Genomic DNA, 16,951 nt, shown 5'->3' on the forward strand with positions numbered 1-16,951 from the left:
CCACCCCACACCCCCCGCGCCCGAACCTCCCCCCGCATCGCACCCCACCCGGTCCCAAGGTTCCCCAGTCCCCCGCCGAGCACCCGACCCTGGGCACCGGGGTGGCGCGCAGGCTGCGGACGTGCTCGACCATGCGCGGCGTGAGGCAACCCACCAGCGAGATGAACAGCAGCACGTAGATCGCGGTGAACCAGAAGCTGGAGAACACGTCGAACGCCTGCAGCCGGTCCAGCCACGGGCCCAGGGTCGGGTGCTCGGCGAGGTACTCGGCGACCTTCGACTCGTTGAGGTTGCGCTGCGGCAGCAGCGCGCCGGGGATCGCCGCGAGCGCGAGCAGAAACAGCAGCACCAGCGCGGTGCCCATCGACGTCAAGGTCCGCCAGGTGTTGCGGATCAGGGCCACGATCCGCATCAGATCGGCAGCCTGACGTCGCTGACAAACGCGTCGCGCACCCAGGACACGAACTCGTTCCACAGACCGCTGACCAGCGCGACACCCACCAGGATCATCAGCACGCCGCCGAACACCTGGATGGTCCGGGTGTGCCGGCGCAGCCAGCCCAACCCGGCGACGGCGCGCGCCGACCCGAAAGCCAGCAACACGAACGGGATTCCCAGCCCGAGGCAGTACGCGACGACGAGCACCACACCACGCGCGACGTTGCTGCCCTCGGTGGCCGACGCCACGGCGATCACACCGGTCAGCGTCGGGCCCAGGCACGGCGTCCACCCCAGCGCGAACACCGCCCCGAGCAGCGGCGCGCCGCCGAGGGTCGAGATCTGCCGCGGCGTGAACCGGGTGTCGCGCTGCAGCATCGGCACCAGGCCGATGAACACCAGACCCATCAGGATCGTGACCACCCCGCCGAGGCGTTGCAGCAGAAGCTGATTGGTGATCAGCGTGGTGGTCATGCCGAGCACGGCGACGGTGCCGAGCAGGAACACCACGGTGAACCCGGCGACGAACAACGCCGCCGCGCCGGCGACCCGCAACCGCGCGCCCTTCACCGCGACGGCGCCGGTTCCGCCCGCCGGCCGGTCGTCGACGCCGACCACCGCGGCCAGGTACGACAGATAGCCGGGCACCAGCGGGATCACGCACGGCGACGCGAACGACACCAGCCCGGCCAGCGCGGCCAGCGCCATCGCCAGCAGCAGCGGCCCGCTCGCGGTCAGTTGGTCGATCTGGTCGAGGTTCATCGTTCGGCTGCCAGCCGTTCGACGACGGGTTGCAGATCCTCGGCGAGCAGCTCGCGCAGGAACACCGCGGCCACCCGGTGTTCGCGGTCGAGCACCACCGTCGACGGGATCACCGTGGTCGGGTAACGCCCGCCGAACGCGATCATCGTGCGCATGGGCGGGTCGTAGATCGACGGGAAGGTGACCCCGCGGTCGGTGATGAAGTCACGAGGGGCGTCGATGTTGTTGTCCCGCACGTCGATACCGAGGAACGCGACACCTTCGTCCCGGGTCGCGTCGTACACCTTCTGCAGCTGGGTGATCTCGGTGCGGCACGGTCCGCACCACTGTCCCCACACGTTGATCACCACCACCTGGCCCGCGAAATCGTCCAGCGAGATGGTCCTGTCGGTGTCCATCAGGTCCGGCCCCGACAACGGTCCCGGGGTGCCGCGCTCGCTCGGGGGGTCGTAGAAGATGTCGGTCTGGCCGCCGGGGGCGACGAACTCGAACGAGCCGCCCTGGGCGACGGCGTCACTGCCGGTGGCGCATCCGGCGAGCACAGCGGTGACCGCGCACGCTGCGAACAGCGTGCGCATCAGGGCCACCACCCGGTTCACTGCCCGGCCAACTCCGCATACCCCCAGCCGACACAGGTGGCGTCGTGAAAGTAGAACGACGTGACCGACGCCAGGTTGCACATGCGCCGGGTCGGGAAGTGGTGCAGCGGACGGTCGGTCATCGCCCGGCGCAGCGTCTCGACGGGTAGCTGATGGCTGACGCACACCGCTTCGTGGCCGTCGGCGGCCTCCCGGGCCCGGAACACCGCCCGCTTCATGCGGGCCGCGATCTCGGTGTACGGCTCACCCCAGGACGGCACGCGTGGGTTGCGCAGGTGCCACCAGTTGCGCGGATCGCGCAGCGCACCGTCTCCGGGTGAGACGTTCTGTCCCTGAAAGACGTTCAGCGATTCGATCAGCTCGTCGTCGGTGTTGACGGGCAGATCGTGGTGGGCCGCGATGGGGGCGGCGGTCTCCTGCGCCCGCTCCAGCGGGGACGCGACGACATGGGTGATGTCACGGGAGGCCAACCACTCGGCGACGGCGTTGGCCTGCGCCTGTCCCCGCTCCGACAGGTGGTAGTCGGGCAGCCGGCCGTAGAGGATCTTGTCCGGGTTGTGCACCTCACCGTGGCGCATCACGTGCACGATCGTCCTCATGCGGTCGCCTGCGCGGCTGCGCGTGCCGCGCCCGGCAGCGCGGCGGCGATCTTGTCGAACGCGTCGTCGTCGAGAGCCGTTGAGACGAACCAGGTTTCGTAGGCGCTCGGCGGCGGGTAGATCCCCGCGTCGAGCAGTGCGTGGAAGAACGCGGGGAAGCGCCACGTCTCGGTGGCCCTCGCGGTGGCGAAGTCGGTGACCGGCTCGCCGCCGAAGAACACGCTGAACATGTTGCCCGCGCGCGGAATCTGATGCGCCACACTGGCTTCGGTAAGCGCATCGCCGATCAGCCCGACCAGCCGGTCGGCGTTGGCGTCCAGCGTGGCGTACGCGGTGTCGTCGGCGGCCCGCAGCGTCGCCAGCCCGGCGGCCATCGCGACCGGGTTACCGGACAGGGTGCCGGCCTGGTAGACGGGTCCCAGCGGAGCGAGCCGGCCCATCACCTCGGCGCGACCGCCGAACGCGGCGGCGGGCAGGCCGCCGCTCATCACCTTGCCGAAGGTGAACAGGTCCGCCTCCACCGGATCCACCCCGTACCACCCTGCGCGGCTGACGCGGAAGCCCGTCATCACCTCGTCGACGATGAGCAGCGCGCCGTGTTCGGCGGTGATGCGGCGCAGTTCGGCGTTGAAGCCGGGTAGCGGCGGCACCGTGCCCATGTTGCCGGGGCTGGCCTCGGTGATCACGCACGCGATCTCGGCGCCGAACCGGGCGAAGACCTCTTCGACCGCCGCGACGCTGTTGTACGGCACCACGATGGTGTCCGCGGCGGCCGCGCCCGTCACTCCCGGGGAGGACGGCAGCCCGAGCGTCGCGACGCCGGAGCCGGCGTCGGCGAGCAGCGCGTCGCTGTGGCCGTGGTAGCAGCCGGAGAACTTCACGATCTTGGCGCGGCCGGTGAAACCGCGGGCCAGCCGGATCGCGCTCATGGTGGCCTCGGTGCCGGAGTTGACCAGACGCAGCAGTTCGACGGGCGCGACGCGGTCGATGATCTCGCGGGCCAGCTCGGACTCCGACGGGGTCGGGGCGCCGAACGACAGCCCGTCGGCGGCCACCCGCTGCACGGCCTCGACGACGGCCGGGTGGGCGTGGCCGAGGATCATCGGCCCCCATGAACACACCAGGTCGACGTAGCGGTTGCCGTCGGCGTCGGTGAGCCGGCACCCCTTGGCCGAGGTGATGAACCGCGGGGTGCCGCCGACGGAGTTGAAGGCGCGCACCGGCGAGTTGACCCCACCGGGGATGACGGAGGACGCGTCGGCGAACAGCTTCGCGGACAGGTCGGTACTGCTCATGCCGACCAGTGTCCCAGCCGGGCCGAAATCGTCCAACTACAGGGTGTAGGAGGCGGGATCGGCGGGTGACCTGCACCACTTGCGTAACCACACGGCGGGAATCGGGCGGACAACCGCCATGCCGTTACGCAAATCGGCGAGCGCAGGTCATACTGTCGCCCGGCGGGCCCGCGGGATCTCCAGCGCCGCGTACAGGGTTCCAGCGGCCAGACCGCCGGCCAGCCAGGACAGGTCGATACCGCCGAGCGCAGTGGCGACCGGCCCCTGCATCACCGGGACCATGCCGTACATGAACAGCCAGGTGCACAGGATGCCGACCGCGAGTGAGAGCAGCGCGGTGGGCCGCACCATCGGCAGCGTCGACTCCCCCGGCGGCGCGAGCAGCGCCTCGGCGTCGACCTGCCTGCGGGCCACCCCGAACCAGTGCACCAGCATGACCGCGGCCCACGGCGCGAGCCAGCCGACGATCCCGACCAGCCACGCGTCGATGGTGTGGGCGAAGTCCCCGTTGAGCACGAAGAACACCACGCACCCCATGGCGACCACACCGATGACGATGTTGAGCACCCGGCGGTCGACCTTGATGTCGAGCGCCTGGGTGGACACCGCGCAGGTGTAGATGTTGAGGATGTTGGTGGCCAGCGGGCCGTGCACGACCAGAAGCAGCACCGGGATCGCGAGCGCCCCGTACGCGTCGACGATGATCTCCCCCGGATCCGACGACGTGCTCAACGTCGCCAGCGTGGCGCCCAGCGCGCCGAGCCACAGCACCGGGATGAACTGGCCCAGCGCACTGGCGGCGAACAGCTTGCGGGCGGGCACCTGCGTCGACACGAACCGCGAGTAGTCGGCGGCATACCCCAGCCAGGTGATGCCCCAGCCGATCCCGATCGCGGTCATGACCGCGGTGATGGCCGCGAAGTGTTCACCCGGGGTCAGCGCGGTGTCACCGACATAACCCCAGTCGACGTCGAGACCGAACCACGCCACGCCGGTCATCGCGACCAGCACGGCGACCGTCGGGGGAACCGTCCACCGCTCGAAGGCCGAGATCAGCCGATAACCGAACCACGCGATCACCACCTGGGTGGTCATGATGACGCCCGCGACGAGGATGCGCGCGCCGTGGTTGTCCAGTGCGGGGTCGACCAGCCCGATCCGGCCGAGCAGCGCCATCACGAGATCGAGCACGATCCAGGTGTTCACGGCGCACCAGCCGATGCACACCAGGGCCTGCACCGCGGCCGGGACGTAGGCGCCGCGCCGCCCGAACACCGCCCGGGACAACACCATCCCGGTGACGCCGGTGCGCTGCCCGATGACGACGAAGATGCCGAACAGCGACATGCCGATCACGTTGCCCAGCGCCAGGACCAGGATCGTCTCGACCAGGCCGAGCCCCATCGTCACGCCGAGCGCGCCGAGGATCCAGTTGATCGGGGCGATGTTGGCGCCCGCCCAGATCCAGAACTGCCCGCGCAGGTCGGTGGTCTTGGCGGACTCGGGGATGACGGTCAACTCGGCTTCGAGGTCGTGGTGCCCGTGCGGCGGGCCCGCCGGCGCCTGCGCGGTGTCGACAGAGGTCATGGCGACTCCTGGTTCATCGGAGGGTCGAGAAGGTCGAGCCGCGCGACGCTGCGCCGTCGGATCGGTCGAAGCGCGTCCCGCCCGCCGTCAACGGACGGGACGTCGGCGCGGCGACCACGTTGCCGCAAGTTTTGTCCATGAATCCCGACGCCGCATCTCCAAGCCCGTGTGATCGCCGCCCCCGTGGCGGATCATGGTGAGATGCAGCTGCCGCAGTGGTTGGCGCGGTTCAACCGGTACGTCACGAACCCGGTGCAACGCCTCTGGGCGGGCTGGGCGCCGACGATGGGGATCCTCGAGCACGTCGGACGCCGCTCCGGCAGGCGTTACCGCACGCCGCTGACGGTGTTCCCGACTGTCTGCGACGGCCGGCCGGGTGTCGCGGTCCTGCTGACCTACGGCCCGGACCGGGACTGGCTGAAGAACATCTCCGCCGCCGGCGGCGGCACCATGCGGCGCCACGGCAGGTCGTTTCCGGTCAGCAATCCGCGGGTGACGACCAAGGCCGAGGCGGCGCCGTCGGTGACCGGCCGGATGCGACCGCTGTTCGGGCGGCTGCCGTTCGAGCAGGCGGTGCTTCTCGACCGCGATTGATCACCGCGGCGCGACGTGCGCCCGGATCGGTCCCCTCGCCACCGTCGTGAACGGCACGTCGACCGGGAAGTCGGCGTCCGCGGAACGGATCTCCAGGTTCTTCACGATGGTCGCCATGGCGAGCGTGGTCTCCAGCCGGGCGAAGTGCTCGCCGATGCAGGGCCGTCCCCCACCGAGGAACGGAAGGAACTGCCACCGGTCCCGGGCCTTGACGTTCTCCGGGCTGAACCGCTCGGGGTCGAAGACCATCGGATCGGGCCACAGCTCGGGGTCGTGATGGAGCGCGTAGAGCCCGATGGCCACCAGGGTTCCCGCCTCGACGCGGTAGCCGTCGACCGCGAAGTCGCGGGTGGCCAGCCGGGCGACGCCCGCGGCGGGCGGGCACAGCCGCAGTGCCTCGTGCAGCACCTGCACGGTGTATCCGAGCCGGGGCACGTCGTCGGGTGTCAGCTCACGGTCACCGATGGCGGCGACCTCGGCGACGATGCGCTGCTGGGCCTCCGGGTGGTGCCCGAGCACCCACAGCGAGTACGTCAACGCGGTCGCGGTCGTGTCGTGGCCGGCGAGCATGAAGATCAGCAGGTCGTTGGCGATGTCCTCGTCGGACAGCGGCGTTCCGGTCTGCGGGTCGACGGCCGCGATGAGTGCCTGCACCAACGGGGCGTCCCGGTCCGGATCCGCCCGGCAGGCCTGCACCATCTCAGCGGTGATCTCCCGCATCGCCGCCACCGCTGCGCGGGTGCGCCGCCGCGCGGGTGTCGGCAGCCAGCGCGGTGCCCGCACCGGACGCAGAGCCCGGTCGGCGGTGTAGGAGGACGCGACGTGCATGCAGCGGGCGATCGTGTCGGCGCGCTCGTTGAGGTCGATGCCCAGCACCGAGCGGCCCAGTGACTGCATCGCGACGCGCCGGCACTCCTCATCCAGGTCGACCTCACCGCCGTCCGGGTAGCGGTCGACGAAAGCTCTTGCCGCCCTGGACATGTGGCCGCCGAAGTTACGGACGTTGTGCTTGGTGAACACCGGCTGCAGCGCCCGCTTGCGCGGCCTCCACTGCTCGTTGGGCAGCACGAAGAGGCTGTCACCGGCGGCGTGCTGCACCTCCTCGTGGATGATGCAGCGGTCCGAGGCGGCGTCGCTGCGCCCCAGCACGTCCCGCATGCCCGCGGGCGACATGACCGCCACGATCGGCGGTATCAGGTTTTTGGGCCCCAGCTGGATCCGGGTGACGGGCCCGCCGGCGTCCCGGATCACCTCCTGACCGGTGTCCAGCCTGCGGACCAACTTGAGCAGCTGCCACAACGGCAGCGGGTTGCGCGGGACCAGCGGCAGGCCGGCGATGTCGGTCTCAGTTCCGGCGACCACTGTGATCACTCCATGTCAGCGGTGCACCCTGGCCCTGTGTCATCACGGTTCCCGGCATCACCCGCAACCGGTACGGGTCCAGCCGCAGCACGGCGAACGCGTCGGAGGTCGGCCCGTCCTTCCACATCGGGATGATGTACGGGTCGTATCCGACCGGCTCGGGACCCGTCGCGAACTTCTGCCACACCGCGGCGCGGGTGTCGTCGTCGGTGTACCACTCGGTCAGGCACTCCGCCGAACAGGTGTCGTGGTTGGTGGTCCAGTAGCTGACCGACACGTCGGGGTGGGCGGCCAGGTGTGCGCGCTTGATCGGCGTCGGGACCGTCGCGATCCACCCGAAGAGATCGGTGCCGTCCCATTCCCAGATCGGGTGCAGGATGCGGGTGCGCGGTTTGCCGTCGTCGTCGACGGTGGCCACCGACGCCCAGACGATCGAGTGGGCCATCTCGACGAAGGCGGGGGCGATCTGATCGAGAGGTGTCACAGAGGCCAGACTAGGCAAGCGCTCGACCCCCTGCTGCCGCGACCGTCATTCTTCGAGTTTCTCCTTGAACTCCTCGGTGTTGCGGAACTCGACATTCCCCTCGTCAGCGGAGGTCTCGATCTTGCCCTTGTCCTCGTCGTCGACCCAGTCGGTGACGGACGTGCCGGCGACGGTGCCTCCGCTGCCCGGCAGGGTCGTGGTCTGGAGATCATCGGAATAAGCCTTGGCCATCTCCTTGGCCTTTTCCCGGTGCTCGTCGGTGACTTCGGGCTTCTCGGTGAGTTGCTGGTTCTGCGCGTCTGTGTGCTCGGCCATGCGCAACGGCTGCCCGAAAGTGTGATCCGCGAAACACGCGCGGTCACGCTGTGACCGCGCGCAACGCCGCCGGAAGGCTGGGCAGGAAATGCTGCCGCGCGAACGCGCGGATGTCGTCGGCCGTCTGCACCGGCTGGGCGCCGGGCAGCAGCAACACCATCGTCGCGTAGCGCAGGATGCAGTCGGCGAGCTCGTCGACCACGTCGGCCCCGATGCGGTCGGCGAATCCCGGCGGAAAGATGATCCGTAGTGCGTCGGCCATCCGCTCGATCGCGGCGCGGTAGTAGCGGCCCGCGAGTTCGAGCACGAGCCCCGGCTCGTCGGTGATCATCTGGTGCAGCACCCGGTGCTGCCGGAACTTCAGAATCGACAGCGTGAACGCCTCGACGTAGTAGTTCGACTGCGGCCCGGCCTGTTTGAGCTCGGCGGCGATGTCGGCGAAGAGCCGGACGTTCTCACGTTCGATGACCGCGCCGACCAACTCGTCCTTGTTGGCGAAACGCCGGTAGATGGTGGTGCGGCTGACCCCGGCGCGCCGCGCGACATCCTCCAGCGCGACGCGGCGGAAGCCGTGCCGCTCGAACTCGACCACGGCGGCGTCGAGGATGTGCCGGGTCGCCGGATCAGGGCCGGACATCGGAACGGGCGTACCCCTTCACGGCGTAACCGCTGTAGCGCACGCGCATCGGCAGCCGGTCCCAGACCCAGTTCACCGGGCGGGACCGCCAGAATGCGGCGAAACGCTGATAGCGCCGCTCCTGCTGGTCGGTCCACGGCAGGTTGAGCAGCATCCGCGCGCGCGGCGGCAGGCCGCCGGTGGTCAGGAACGCCGCCAGCGGGTTGAACACCGGGGCGACGAGCCGCCACACCAGCGGGTGCACCGCCTTGGGCTTGGGAAAGCCCTTGGTGACGTAGCCGACGCCGTACCTGGCCGACGGGTGGGCCACGACGACCTGGTTCATCATCCGGTCCCAGTACTGCTCGAAGTCGGCGTAGGTCGCGGGCATGGCGCGGTCGCTGACGCCGTAGCGGCGGTACCACGTCTTGGACTCCAGCCAGATCTGCTCGCGCTCGGCGCGGGTCAGCCGCTTCACGAACGTGTCCGCGAAGTAGTAGATCTGCTCGACGAACGTCGCGTGCGCCCAGAAGTACGTCTCGGGGTCCAGCGCGTGGTAGCGGGCCCCGGCAGCACCGTCGGTGCCGGGCATCTCCCCTTTGACGTGGTGGTGGAAATCGCGGACCTGCAGACCGGCGTGGTCGTCGTCGGAGCCGTACACCGTGTTGAAGATCGGCGGGATGGTGCGCTTGAGGCGTTCGGCGGTGTCGGCGAAGAACGTCGAGTGGTCGTACACCCCCTGGCCGAGTTCGGCGAGCATGTTCTGCAGCACCGCGGGCCGCGGGCCGATCAGGAACATGCGGTTGTCGCCGAAATAACGCCACACCAGGGATTGCGGGCCCAGTGGCAACGCGTCATCGAGGTGTTCGGGCTGCTGCGCCAACTCGGTCATGCGCAACAGTGTTACAGATTTTGCACTTTGTACCAAACGGCAGGTTTCCGCGAACGTGCACTCCTGGTGGTGAGACGGGGCCGACGGCTACCGGGACTGCATGTTCGCGGCGACGGCGGCAGAAGCGCGGCGCAGGCGGGCGACGCCGAGCACGGCGAGCACCCCGGCGGCCGTCGCCAGCAGCAACGACAGGGTCAGCATCGGTGGGGAGTAGACCTGCGAGACCGTCGACGGCTCCCCGGCCAGCACCGGGTCGACCACCACGTCGGTGCGGGCCGACAGCCAGCTGAGCACGCACCCCACCGCGGCCGCGCCCGCCAGCACCAGCTGTACGACGGCCACCCGGTTCACGAGACGGTCTCCGGCGGGATGCGTTCCTCGACGAGGTTGGTCAGCGCGGCGCGCAGCTGCTGATGCTTGCGGGCCCAGGCCTGGGCGGTGCGGTCGTTGGTGAGGCGCAGACCGATGCCGGTGCGCCCGCGCGGCACACCGGTCAGCTCGCCGAGCGCCCGGGCGTACTGCCACTTGGGCGTCTCGGCACCGCTGGCCTCGGGGTAGATGCGCACGATCTCGTCGGTGAGTGTGATTTCGGTGCCCTGCCGCAGCTTCTCGGTGGTCAGCTCCACCGAGGTGTGGATGCGGGCGGCTTTGACTTGGATCGCCAGGAACAGCGAGACCAGCACGAAGAACAGGCCCGGCACCAGCCATTGGATGCCGTGGCCCGCGGACAACTGGATCAACGCCATCGCGACCCCGGCGGCCGGACCTGCGAGCACCCACAGCCAGCTGGCGCCCTGCTCGTAGAACAGCACCTCGGCGGATTCAGCAGATTCGGCCACCGTCAGTCCTCCTGTTGGAACCAGAGTCGCGCCGCGGGCTGCACCATGAACAGCGCCCCGATCAGCACCGGGAGCAGGCCGAGCAGGATCAACGGTTGCGCGACGCCGAGGCCGAGGGCGAGCAGGCCGATCACCAGCACCGCCGCGAACGCCAGCGCGAGGGTGGCCAGCCGGAACCGGGGATCGCCGTGCCTGGCCCGGCCGGCGAGGAACGCCAGTGCGCCGGCCACCAGCACCGACCCGATGCCGCTGAACCGGTACACGGTCAGGTAGCTGCGAACCTGCTCGTCCGACACCATCGGCGGGATCGCCGCCCGCGCGGCGTCGTACGTCGCGGTCGCCGCCATCAGTCCGCCGACGATCATGATCACCGCGCCGCCGATGAAACACCAGAACGCGATGTCGACGATGCGCGGCCGGGCGGGTGGCGGGGGCGGGGTCATGGTCGGGTCAGCCTAGCGAATCAGCGGGTGAAGAACTCGTGGGACTCCTTGCGGTGCAGCAGGTACACCCCGCCGCCGATCAGCACGGACCCGATGATGACCGCCACCGCGTAGGCCATCGCCGCCGCGGTGGGCCGCTCGACGGAGAACAGGTTGGACAGCGAATACACCATCGATGCGATCGCACCGCCGGTCAGCACCGTGCGCGCCCAGCGGTACCCCTGCCGCAGCAGGAACAGGAACGTCAGCACGACCGCCACCAGGACGCCGGTGAACACCAGCGACAGCGCGAGGATCAGACCGTTCGGGTGCTCCACGGTCGCCACCAGGTCCAGCACGTAGCCGCCCGTCATCAGCGGCAGCGCCACCAGCCACAGCCAGAACGCCGTGTCGACGTCGGGTGGGCGGGCGGTGGATGACCCGTCAGGCCGGGCCGGCTGCTCGGTGGGACCTGTCACGACAGCCAGTGGGCGACGTCGACGGCCCAGTAGGTCAGCACGATGTCGGCGCCGGCGCGCCGGATGCCGGTCAGCGACTCCAGCACCGCGGCACGCAGATCGATCCAGCCCCGTTCGGCGGCGGCGGTGATCATCGAGTACTCGCCCGACACCTGGTAGGCCGCCACCGGCACCGGGGAGATGTCGGCGGTCTCGCGCACCACGTCGACGTAGGACATCGCCGGCTTGACCATCACGATGTCGGCGCCCTCGTCGAGGTCGAGTGCGACCTCGTGCAGGGCCTCCCGCGCATTGCCGGGCTCCTGCTGGTAGGTGCGCCGGTCGCCCTGCAGGCTGGAACCGACCGCCTCGCGGAACGGACCGTAGAACGCCGACGCGAACTTCGCGGCGTACGCCAGGATCGCGGTGTCGGGGTACCCGGCGGCGTCCAGGCCGTCCCGGATCGCGGCCACCTGTCCGTCCATCATGCCACTCGGGCCGACCACGTGGGCACCCGAATTTGCTTGTGCTACAGCAAGTTCGACGTAGCGACGGTTGGTCAGATCGTTGTCCACCCGGCCGGTGGCGTCCAGCACCCCGCAGTGGCCGTGATCGGTGAACTCGTCGAGGCAGGTGTCGGCCATCAGCACGGTGTCCGCACCGAGGTCCTTGGCCAGATCCCGCAGCGCCGTGTTGAGGATGCCGTCCGCGGCCACCCCGACACTGCCGGTGGGATCCTTGTCCTCGTCCCTGGGGACGCCGAACAGCATCAACCCGCCCACACCGGCGCTGACCGCCTCGGCGGCGGCGCGGCGCAGCGAGTCGCGGGTGTGCTGCACGACCCCGGGCATCGAGTTGATGGCTCGCGGCTCGTCGATGCCGTCGGCGACGAACATCGGAAGGACCAGATGCCTGGGCTCCAGCGTGGTCTGGGCGACCAGCCGGCGCATAGCCGGGCTGGTCCGCAGCCTCCTGGGGCGGTGTCGTGGAAACGCCATGTCAACCTTCCGCGAAATTGCATTCCAGCAGCGAAAGTTCGAGTACCGGTCTGCTGGAATGCAATTTCGGCGAGTTCCTAGCGGCGGCGGCTCTTCTTTCGCGGCGGCGGCAACGCACCCTCGGCGCGCAGCCGGGCGGCGTGCTCGGCCAGCGCCTCGACCAGTGGCCCGACCGCGGCGACCTCCGGCTGCACGTCGACGCGCAGCCCGAACTCCGCTGCGGTCTCGGCGGTCTTCGGGCCGATGCAGGCGACGATGGTGCGGGCGTGCGGCTTGCCCGCGATACCGACGAGGTTGCGCACCGTCGAGCTCGAGGTGAAGCACACCGCGTCGAACCCGCCGGTCTTGATCATCTCGCGGGTCTGCGCGGGCGGCGGTGCCGCGCGCACCGTGCGGTACGCGGTGACATCCTCGATCTCCCAACCGAGTTCGCGCAGCCCCTCGGCCAGCGTCTCGGTCGCGATGTCGGCGCGCGGCAGCAGCACCCGGTTCACCGGGTCGAAGATGTCGTCGTACGGCGGGAATTCGTCGAGCAGGCCCAGCGAGCTCTGCTCACCGGTCGGCACCAGCTCGGGGTTGATGCCGAAGGAGCGGACCTTCTCCGCGGTGGCCTGACCGACGCAGGCGATCTTCACCCCGGAGAAGGCGCGCGCGTCGAGCCCGAACTCGTTGAACTTCTCCCACACCGCGCGCACGGCGTTGGTGGAGGTGAACACCACCCACTGGAACCGACCGTCCACCAAACCCTTGACGGCTCTTTCCATTTGGGCCGGGCTGCGGGGCGGCTCGACCGCGATGGTCGGCACCTCGATGGGCAGGGCGCCGTGACCGACCAGCCGGTCGCTCATCTCACCCGCCTGATCCTTGGTCCGCGGCACCAGCACCGTCCAGCCGTACAGGGCGCGGCTCTCCCACCAGTTCAGCTTCGCGCGGTGGGCCACGGTGCGCCCGAGGGTGACCACCAGCGTCCCGGTCAGCGGACCGGCGGTCTCGGCCACGGCCGGCTTGTCGAGCACGGTCTTGTCGAGCAGGCCCGACAGCGTCGTCTCGACCGAACGCTGTTGGCACGTCGTGCCGTTGGCGGTGACGACGGCCGGAGTCGAATCGGCCAGGCCGTATTCGATGAGCGTGCGCGCGGCCTCGGGGAGGTGCGACGCGGTCGCATGCAGGATCAGCGGACCCGGCGCGGCGGCCAGCGCCGCCCAGTCGACGTTGGGGTCACGGACGTCGGCGACAGTGTGCGACGAACCCAGCGGCAGTCCCGCGTAGGTCGGCACCGCCGAGGTGTCGGGCAGGCCCGGCACGATCTCGAACGTCAGCTGCGTCTTGGCCAGCGCGTTGATCTCGGTGATCACCGCGTCGATCGACAGCGGGTCACCGGCGACGAGCCGGACCACGTCCACCCCGGCGCGGGCCTCGGCGGCCAGCGTCTTGGCGACCTCGGCCGGATCTCCCAGCGCGGGCCGCACATCCGGGCCTCCGGGGATCACCGCGTCCTCGGCGGTCTTGGTGGCCGCGTCGGCGTCGGCCTCGGCGGCCTTCGCCGCACCCGCGGATTTCTGAGCCGGGTCGGTTACCGGCGGCAACGGCCCGGACGGTGGCGGCAGCTCCGAGCCCACCAGGGCCAGCACCGCTTCCGGCACGTCGGGGTCGGTGAACACCAGGGCGGCGTTGTTCAACACCGCACGAGCCCTCGTCGTCAGCAGGCCCGGATCCCCGGGCCCGGAGCCGACGAACGTGATGCGGCCGGGCTTGCCCTTGCGTCCTCGCAAGCTCATCTGTCTCTCCCGCCTTCGTCCAACAGATCACGCGCTCCCAGCTCGAACAACTCCCCGGCCACCGAGAGCCCCAGCTCCCGTGCCCGATCGGGTTTCCCGATACCGGACGCGCGGATCACGTCGGATCCGTCCAGCGTCGCCACGCAGCCGCGCAGCGACAGCTCTTCGAAGACGCGGCCGTCCTCATCGATCGACTCGACCACCTCGGCGATCGCGCCCACCGGTGCGGAGCAACCCGCCTCCAGTTCGGCCAGCAGGGTTCGCTCTGCGGTGATCGCCGCCCGTGTGTCGGCGTGGTCGAGCTCTGCCAACACCTGCGCGAGCGCCGTATCACCGGCACGGCACTCGACTGCCAAAGCTCCCTGCGCAGGCGCCGGCAACATCTGGACCGGCTCCAACGTCTCGGTCACCACGCCGAGGCGGCCGATGCGGGCCAATCCCGCCCTGGCCACCACGATGGCGTCGAGTTCACCGCTGCTTACCCTGTTCAACCTGGTATCTAGGTTGCCTCTTAGGGGGCGGATTTCCAAACCGAGACCCAGTGCTCTAAGCTGCGCGGCCCGCCGCGGGGACGAGGTGCCGATCACCGAGCCCGCCGGCAACTCCCCGAGCACCAGACCGTCACGGGCCACCAGCGCGTCCCGGGCGTCTTCGCGCGCCGGAGTCGCGGCGATCGCGAAGCGCGGGTCGGCCGCGGTCGGCAAATCCTTGTACGAGTGCACCGCGGCGTCGACGACACCGTCGGCGATGGCCTCGCGCAGCGCGGCGGTGAAGACGCCCACGCCGATGTCGGCGATGGGCGTGTCGGCGCGGCGGTCCCCCTCGGTGGAGACGATGACCAGTTCGGCGTCATGTCCGGCGGCGATCAGCGCGTCGCGCACAGTTCCGGCTTGGGTGGTCGCCAGCAGGCTTCCCCGGGTGCCGATTCGAATCACGTAATGGCTTTCGGCGGGCCGAGCGTCACTCGGTCTTATCGAGATCAATTGCTACGGAACCCATTTCGCCACTCTCGGCGATGGGTCCCAGTTCACTGCCGGCCACGGCGTCGACCGCGTGCTGGTCGAGTTCGAACAGCTCGCGCAGCGCCTCGGCGTAGCTGTCGCCGCCCGGGGCACTGGCCAGCTGCTTGACCCGCACCGTCGGCGCGTGCAGCAGTTTGTCGACAACCCGGCGGACCGTGTTGGCGACTTCGTCACGGTGCCCGGCATCCAGCCCGGGCAACCGGTTGTCCAGCCTGAGCAGCTCGGCCTCGACGACATCGGCAGCGCGCTGACGAAGCGCGGTGACGGTCGGGGTGACCTCGGCCATACGCTGCCCGGCCAGGTAGTTGGCGACCTCAGCCGCCACGATCGTGCGGGCCGCATCCGCGTCGGTGGCCGCGGCCTTGGCCGAGGGCTCACGCAGGATGCGTTCCATGTCGACGACGAACACGCCGGGCAGGCCGGCGACGGCGGGGTCGACGTCCCTGGGCATGCCGAGGTCGCAGATGACGAGTTCTTTGGGCTCCCTGACGTGCGCCAGCCCGCGGTGCACATCCGCCAGCGAGACCACCGGCCGCACCGCGCCGGTGCAGCTGATGACGATGTCGGCGTCGGTGAGCAGCGGGGGCAGGTGGTCGAACGGGAACGCCTCGGCCGTGACCCCGTACGCGCGGATGTTCTCGGCGAGCCGCTTGGCCCGCGGCAGGGTCCGGTTCACCACGTGGATGCGTTCCACGCCGACGCGGGCCAGGTGTTTGGCCGCCAGCGCCCCCATGGATCCGGCGCCGACGAGCACCGCGCTGCGGCCGGCCAGCGACCCGACCTTGTTCTCGGCGATGTCGAGGGCCACCGAGACCACCGACGCGCCCGCGGCGTCGATACCGGTCTCGGAGTGGACCCGCTTGCCGACGGCCAGCGCCCGCTGGGAGAGCTCGTGGAGTGTGCGGCCCACCGAATGGTTGGCCTCGGCGGACGCGTACGCGCGCCGGACCTGGCCGAGCACCTGCTGCTCGCCGACCACGGCGGAGTCCAGGCCGCCGGCGACGGCGAAGAGATGCTCGACGGCGGCCTCGGCGTACCGCACGTAGGCGTACTTGGTCAGGTCCTGCAGTGACATCCCGGAGTGTTCGGACAGCACCTGCCCGATCACCGAGAGTCCGCCGTGGAACGCCTCGACGACGGCGTAGATCTCCACCCGGTTGCAGGTCGACAGCACCATCGCCTCGGTGACCAGCGAGGACCGCAGCACCTCTTCGACGATCTTGGCCTGATCGGATTCGTCGGTGCTCAGTTGCTCCAGAACGGATACCGGCGCACTGCGGTGCGAAACCCCGAAGAGCAGGACGCTCATGGCTCCCTCACCACGATCAGCACGGCATCAAAGGTAGTCGTTAACCAGTTGGCCCACCAAATTCGCGCTCTCCGGTCAGCGGGAGAGGTCCGCGCGCAACCTCGGCTCGTCCACCTCCCAGTAACTGTGTTCGGCCCCGTCGAGCAACACCACCGGGAGCCGGTCACCGTACTCGGCGCGCAGCCCGGTCTGCCCCGCCGCGGCCGCGGCGTCGACGTCGGTCACCGCCAACGAGAAGCCCAGCTCGCCGGCCAGCTCGGTCAGGCGCGTCGCCGCCGCCGCGCACATCGGACAACCCTGCCGTGTCAGCAGCTCCACCTGTCGATCCACTCCGCCAGTATCCCGAGCGGGTGACCTAATCTGGTAGCCGTGTCCGTTACCGGGGGATCTGAGGCCGGCGCAGGCAGCCGGGCGCAGAAACTGGCCGGTCAGGTCAGCGCCGAGGTCGCCGCGGAGGGGTGGGCGTGATGGTCGGCAACGTGGCCTTCACCGCCGCGGTCACGGTCGTCCTCGCGGCGGGCTGGCTGCCGTTGACCGGGTTCGGTGTCGCCGCGACGGCAACGTTCACCGCCCTCACCGTCG

At 69.9% G+C, this 16,951-nt stretch carries 21 protein-coding genes; 1 reads left to right on the forward strand and 20 read right to left on the reverse strand.

Translation table 11 applies throughout. The features are described from left to right. The 6 genes from ASJ79_RS01910 to ASJ79_RS01935 all read right to left on the reverse strand — a co-directional run. Window positions 1-412 (reverse strand): cytochrome c biogenesis protein ResB (locus ASJ79_RS01910; RefSeq protein WP_231750685.1); only part of this gene is annotated, 412 nt, incomplete at its 3' end. Further along, entirely contained in the window at window positions 412-1,200 is a 789-nt protein-coding gene (locus tag ASJ79_RS01915; RefSeq protein WP_067952685.1) for a cytochrome c biogenesis CcdA family protein, read from the reverse strand. The genes ASJ79_RS01915 and ASJ79_RS01910, both read right to left, overlap by 1 nt. After that, on the reverse strand, window positions 1,197-1,778 hold the full coding sequence (locus ASJ79_RS01920; RefSeq protein ID WP_067952715.1) for a TlpA disulfide reductase family protein: 582 nt from the start codon (window positions 1,776-1,778) through the stop codon (window positions 1,197-1,199). The genes ASJ79_RS01915 and ASJ79_RS01920 overlap by 4 nt, the downstream gene beginning before the upstream one ends. A 17-nt stretch (window positions 1,779-1,795) precedes the next feature. Further along, window positions 1,796-2,398 (reverse strand): histidine phosphatase family protein, encoded by a 603-nt coding sequence (locus tag ASJ79_RS01925; protein WP_067952687.1) that lies wholly within the window; start codon window positions 2,396-2,398, stop codon window positions 1,796-1,798. Further along, window positions 2,395-3,693, reverse strand: coding sequence for a glutamate-1-semialdehyde 2,1-aminomutase (hemL, locus tag ASJ79_RS01930; protein WP_067952713.1), 1,299 nt, complete (start codon window positions 3,691-3,693; stop codon window positions 2,395-2,397). Before hemL ends, ASJ79_RS01925 begins: the two co-directional genes overlap by 4 nt. 147 nt (window positions 3,694-3,840) lie before the next feature. Beyond that, window positions 3,841-5,280, reverse strand: a complete 1,440-nt coding sequence (locus tag ASJ79_RS01935; RefSeq protein ID WP_067952689.1) for a cytosine permease — start codon at window positions 5,278-5,280, stop codon at window positions 3,841-3,843. 201 nt (window positions 5,281-5,481) lie between these two features. On the opposite strand from ASJ79_RS01935, the gene ASJ79_RS01940 reads away from it, so the two are divergent. Next, a complete protein-coding gene (locus ASJ79_RS01940; protein WP_067952718.1) occupies window positions 5,482-5,874 on the forward strand; it encodes a nitroreductase family deazaflavin-dependent oxidoreductase in 393 nt (130 codons plus the stop codon). Here the strand turns inward: ASJ79_RS01940 and ASJ79_RS01945 are convergent, their stop codons facing one another. The 14 genes from ASJ79_RS01945 to ASJ79_RS02010 form a co-directional block, all read right to left on the reverse strand. Then, on the reverse strand, window positions 5,875-7,236 hold the full coding sequence (locus tag ASJ79_RS01945; RefSeq protein WP_067952691.1) for a cytochrome P450: 1,362 nt from the start codon (window positions 7,234-7,236) through the stop codon (window positions 5,875-5,877). After that, on the reverse strand, window positions 7,220-7,720 hold the full coding sequence (locus ASJ79_RS01950; protein WP_156448245.1) for a pyridoxamine 5'-phosphate oxidase family protein: 501 nt from the start codon (window positions 7,718-7,720) through the stop codon (window positions 7,220-7,222). Before ASJ79_RS01950 ends, ASJ79_RS01945 begins: the two co-directional genes overlap by 17 nt. Window positions 7,721-7,765: 45 nt before the next feature. After that, window positions 7,766-8,035 (reverse strand): hypothetical protein, encoded by a 270-nt coding sequence (locus tag ASJ79_RS01955; protein WP_156448246.1) that lies wholly within the window; start codon window positions 8,033-8,035, stop codon window positions 7,766-7,768. Window positions 8,036-8,078: 43 nt separating this feature from the next. Next, window positions 8,079-8,672: a TetR/AcrR family transcriptional regulator gene (locus ASJ79_RS01960; RefSeq protein ID WP_067952695.1), complete on the reverse strand. Its 594-nt coding sequence runs from the start codon at window positions 8,670-8,672 to the stop codon at window positions 8,079-8,081. Continuing rightward, on the reverse strand, window positions 8,659-9,543 hold the full coding sequence (locus ASJ79_RS01965) for an oxygenase MpaB family protein (RefSeq protein WP_067952697.1): 885 nt from the start codon (window positions 9,541-9,543) through the stop codon (window positions 8,659-8,661). Before ASJ79_RS01965 ends, ASJ79_RS01960 begins: the two co-directional genes overlap by 14 nt. 87 nt (window positions 9,544-9,630) lie before the next feature. Continuing rightward, complete coding sequence (locus ASJ79_RS01970) at window positions 9,631-9,885, reverse strand: hypothetical protein (RefSeq protein WP_369803603.1); 255 nt, start codon at window positions 9,883-9,885, stop codon at window positions 9,631-9,633. 5 nt (window positions 9,886-9,890) lie between these two features. Beyond that, complete coding sequence (locus ASJ79_RS01975; RefSeq protein ID WP_369803604.1) at window positions 9,891-10,382, reverse strand: DUF3093 domain-containing protein; 492 nt, start codon at window positions 10,380-10,382, stop codon at window positions 9,891-9,893. Window positions 10,383-10,384: 2 nt separating this feature from the next. After that, the gene (locus ASJ79_RS01980) at window positions 10,385-10,825 is read right to left on the reverse strand and encodes a hypothetical protein (protein ID WP_067952702.1); all 441 of its coding nucleotides are present in this window, start codon (window positions 10,823-10,825) and stop codon (window positions 10,385-10,387) included. 20 nt (window positions 10,826-10,845) lie between these two features. Further along, window positions 10,846-11,283 carry a hypothetical protein gene (locus ASJ79_RS01985; protein WP_067952704.1) on the reverse strand — a complete coding sequence of 146 codons (438 nt, stop codon included), beginning with the start codon at window positions 11,281-11,283 and terminating at the stop codon, window positions 10,846-10,848. Then, the gene (hemB, locus tag ASJ79_RS01990; protein ID WP_067952706.1) at window positions 11,280-12,260 is read right to left on the reverse strand and encodes a porphobilinogen synthase; all 981 of its coding nucleotides are present in this window, start codon (window positions 12,258-12,260) and stop codon (window positions 11,280-11,282) included. Before hemB ends, ASJ79_RS01985 begins: the two co-directional genes overlap by 4 nt. A gap of 77 nt (window positions 12,261-12,337) precedes the next feature. After that, the gene (locus tag ASJ79_RS01995) at window positions 12,338-14,038 is read right to left on the reverse strand and encodes a bifunctional uroporphyrinogen-III C-methyltransferase/uroporphyrinogen-III synthase (protein ID WP_067952708.1); all 1,701 of its coding nucleotides are present in this window, start codon (window positions 14,036-14,038) and stop codon (window positions 12,338-12,340) included. After that, window positions 14,035-14,973: a hydroxymethylbilane synthase gene (gene hemC / locus ASJ79_RS02000; protein WP_067952710.1), complete on the reverse strand. Its 939-nt coding sequence runs from the start codon at window positions 14,971-14,973 to the stop codon at window positions 14,035-14,037. The genes ASJ79_RS01995 and hemC overlap by 4 nt, the downstream gene beginning before the upstream one ends. Before the next feature lie 25 nt (window positions 14,974-14,998). Then, window positions 14,999-16,369 carry a glutamyl-tRNA reductase gene (locus tag ASJ79_RS02005; protein WP_067952711.1) on the reverse strand — a complete coding sequence of 457 codons (1,371 nt, stop codon included), beginning with the start codon at window positions 16,367-16,369 and terminating at the stop codon, window positions 14,999-15,001. 75 nt (window positions 16,370-16,444) lie between these two features. Further along, a complete protein-coding gene (locus ASJ79_RS02010; protein WP_082753614.1) occupies window positions 16,445-16,699 on the reverse strand; it encodes a glutaredoxin family protein in 255 nt (84 codons plus the stop codon). Between the last annotated feature and the right edge of the window lie 252 nt (window positions 16,700-16,951).

The sequence above is a fragment of the Mycobacterium sp. NAZ190054 genome, from assembly GCF_001545925.1.
Taxonomy (GTDB): Bacteria; Actinomycetota; Actinomycetes; order Mycobacteriales; family Mycobacteriaceae; genus Mycobacterium.

Coding starts and splice junctions, on each gene's coding strand:
- ASJ79_RS01915 (WP_067952685.1), bottom strand. CDS start 1,200: ATGAACCTCGACCAGATCGACCAACTGACCGCGAGCGGGCCGCTGCTG.
- ASJ79_RS01920 (WP_067952715.1), bottom strand. CDS start 1,778: ATGCGCACGCTGTTCGCAGCGTGCGCGGTCACCGCTGTGCTCGCCGGA.
- ASJ79_RS01925 (WP_067952687.1), bottom strand. CDS start 2,398: ATGAGGACGATCGTGCACGTGATGCGCCACGGTGAGGTGCACAACCCG.
- hemL (WP_067952713.1), bottom strand. CDS start 3,693: ATGAGCAGTACCGACCTGTCCGCGAAGCTGTTCGCCGACGCGTCCTCC.
- ASJ79_RS01935 (WP_067952689.1), bottom strand. CDS start 5,280: ATGACCTCTGTCGACACCGCGCAGGCGCCGGCGGGCCCGCCGCACGGG.
- ASJ79_RS01940 (WP_067952718.1), top strand. CDS start 5,482: ATGCAGCTGCCGCAGTGGTTGGCGCGGTTCAACCGGTACGTCACGAAC.
- ASJ79_RS01955 (WP_156448246.1), bottom strand. CDS start 8,035: ATGGCCGAGCACACAGACGCGCAGAACCAGCAACTCACCGAGAAGCCC.
- ASJ79_RS01960 (WP_067952695.1), bottom strand. CDS start 8,672: ATGTCCGGCCCTGATCCGGCGACCCGGCACATCCTCGACGCCGCCGTG.
- ASJ79_RS01965 (WP_067952697.1), bottom strand. CDS start 9,543: ATGACCGAGTTGGCGCAGCAGCCCGAACACCTCGATGACGCGTTGCCA.
- ASJ79_RS01980 (WP_067952702.1), bottom strand. CDS start 10,825: ATGACCCCGCCCCCGCCACCCGCCCGGCCGCGCATCGTCGACATCGCG.
- hemB (WP_067952706.1), bottom strand. CDS start 12,260: ATGGCGTTTCCACGACACCGCCCCAGGAGGCTGCGGACCAGCCCGGCT.
- ASJ79_RS01995 (WP_067952708.1), bottom strand. CDS start 14,038: ATGAGCTTGCGAGGACGCAAGGGCAAGCCCGGCCGCATCACGTTCGTC.
- ASJ79_RS02005 (WP_067952711.1), bottom strand. CDS start 16,369: ATGAGCGTCCTGCTCTTCGGGGTTTCGCACCGCAGTGCGCCGGTATCC.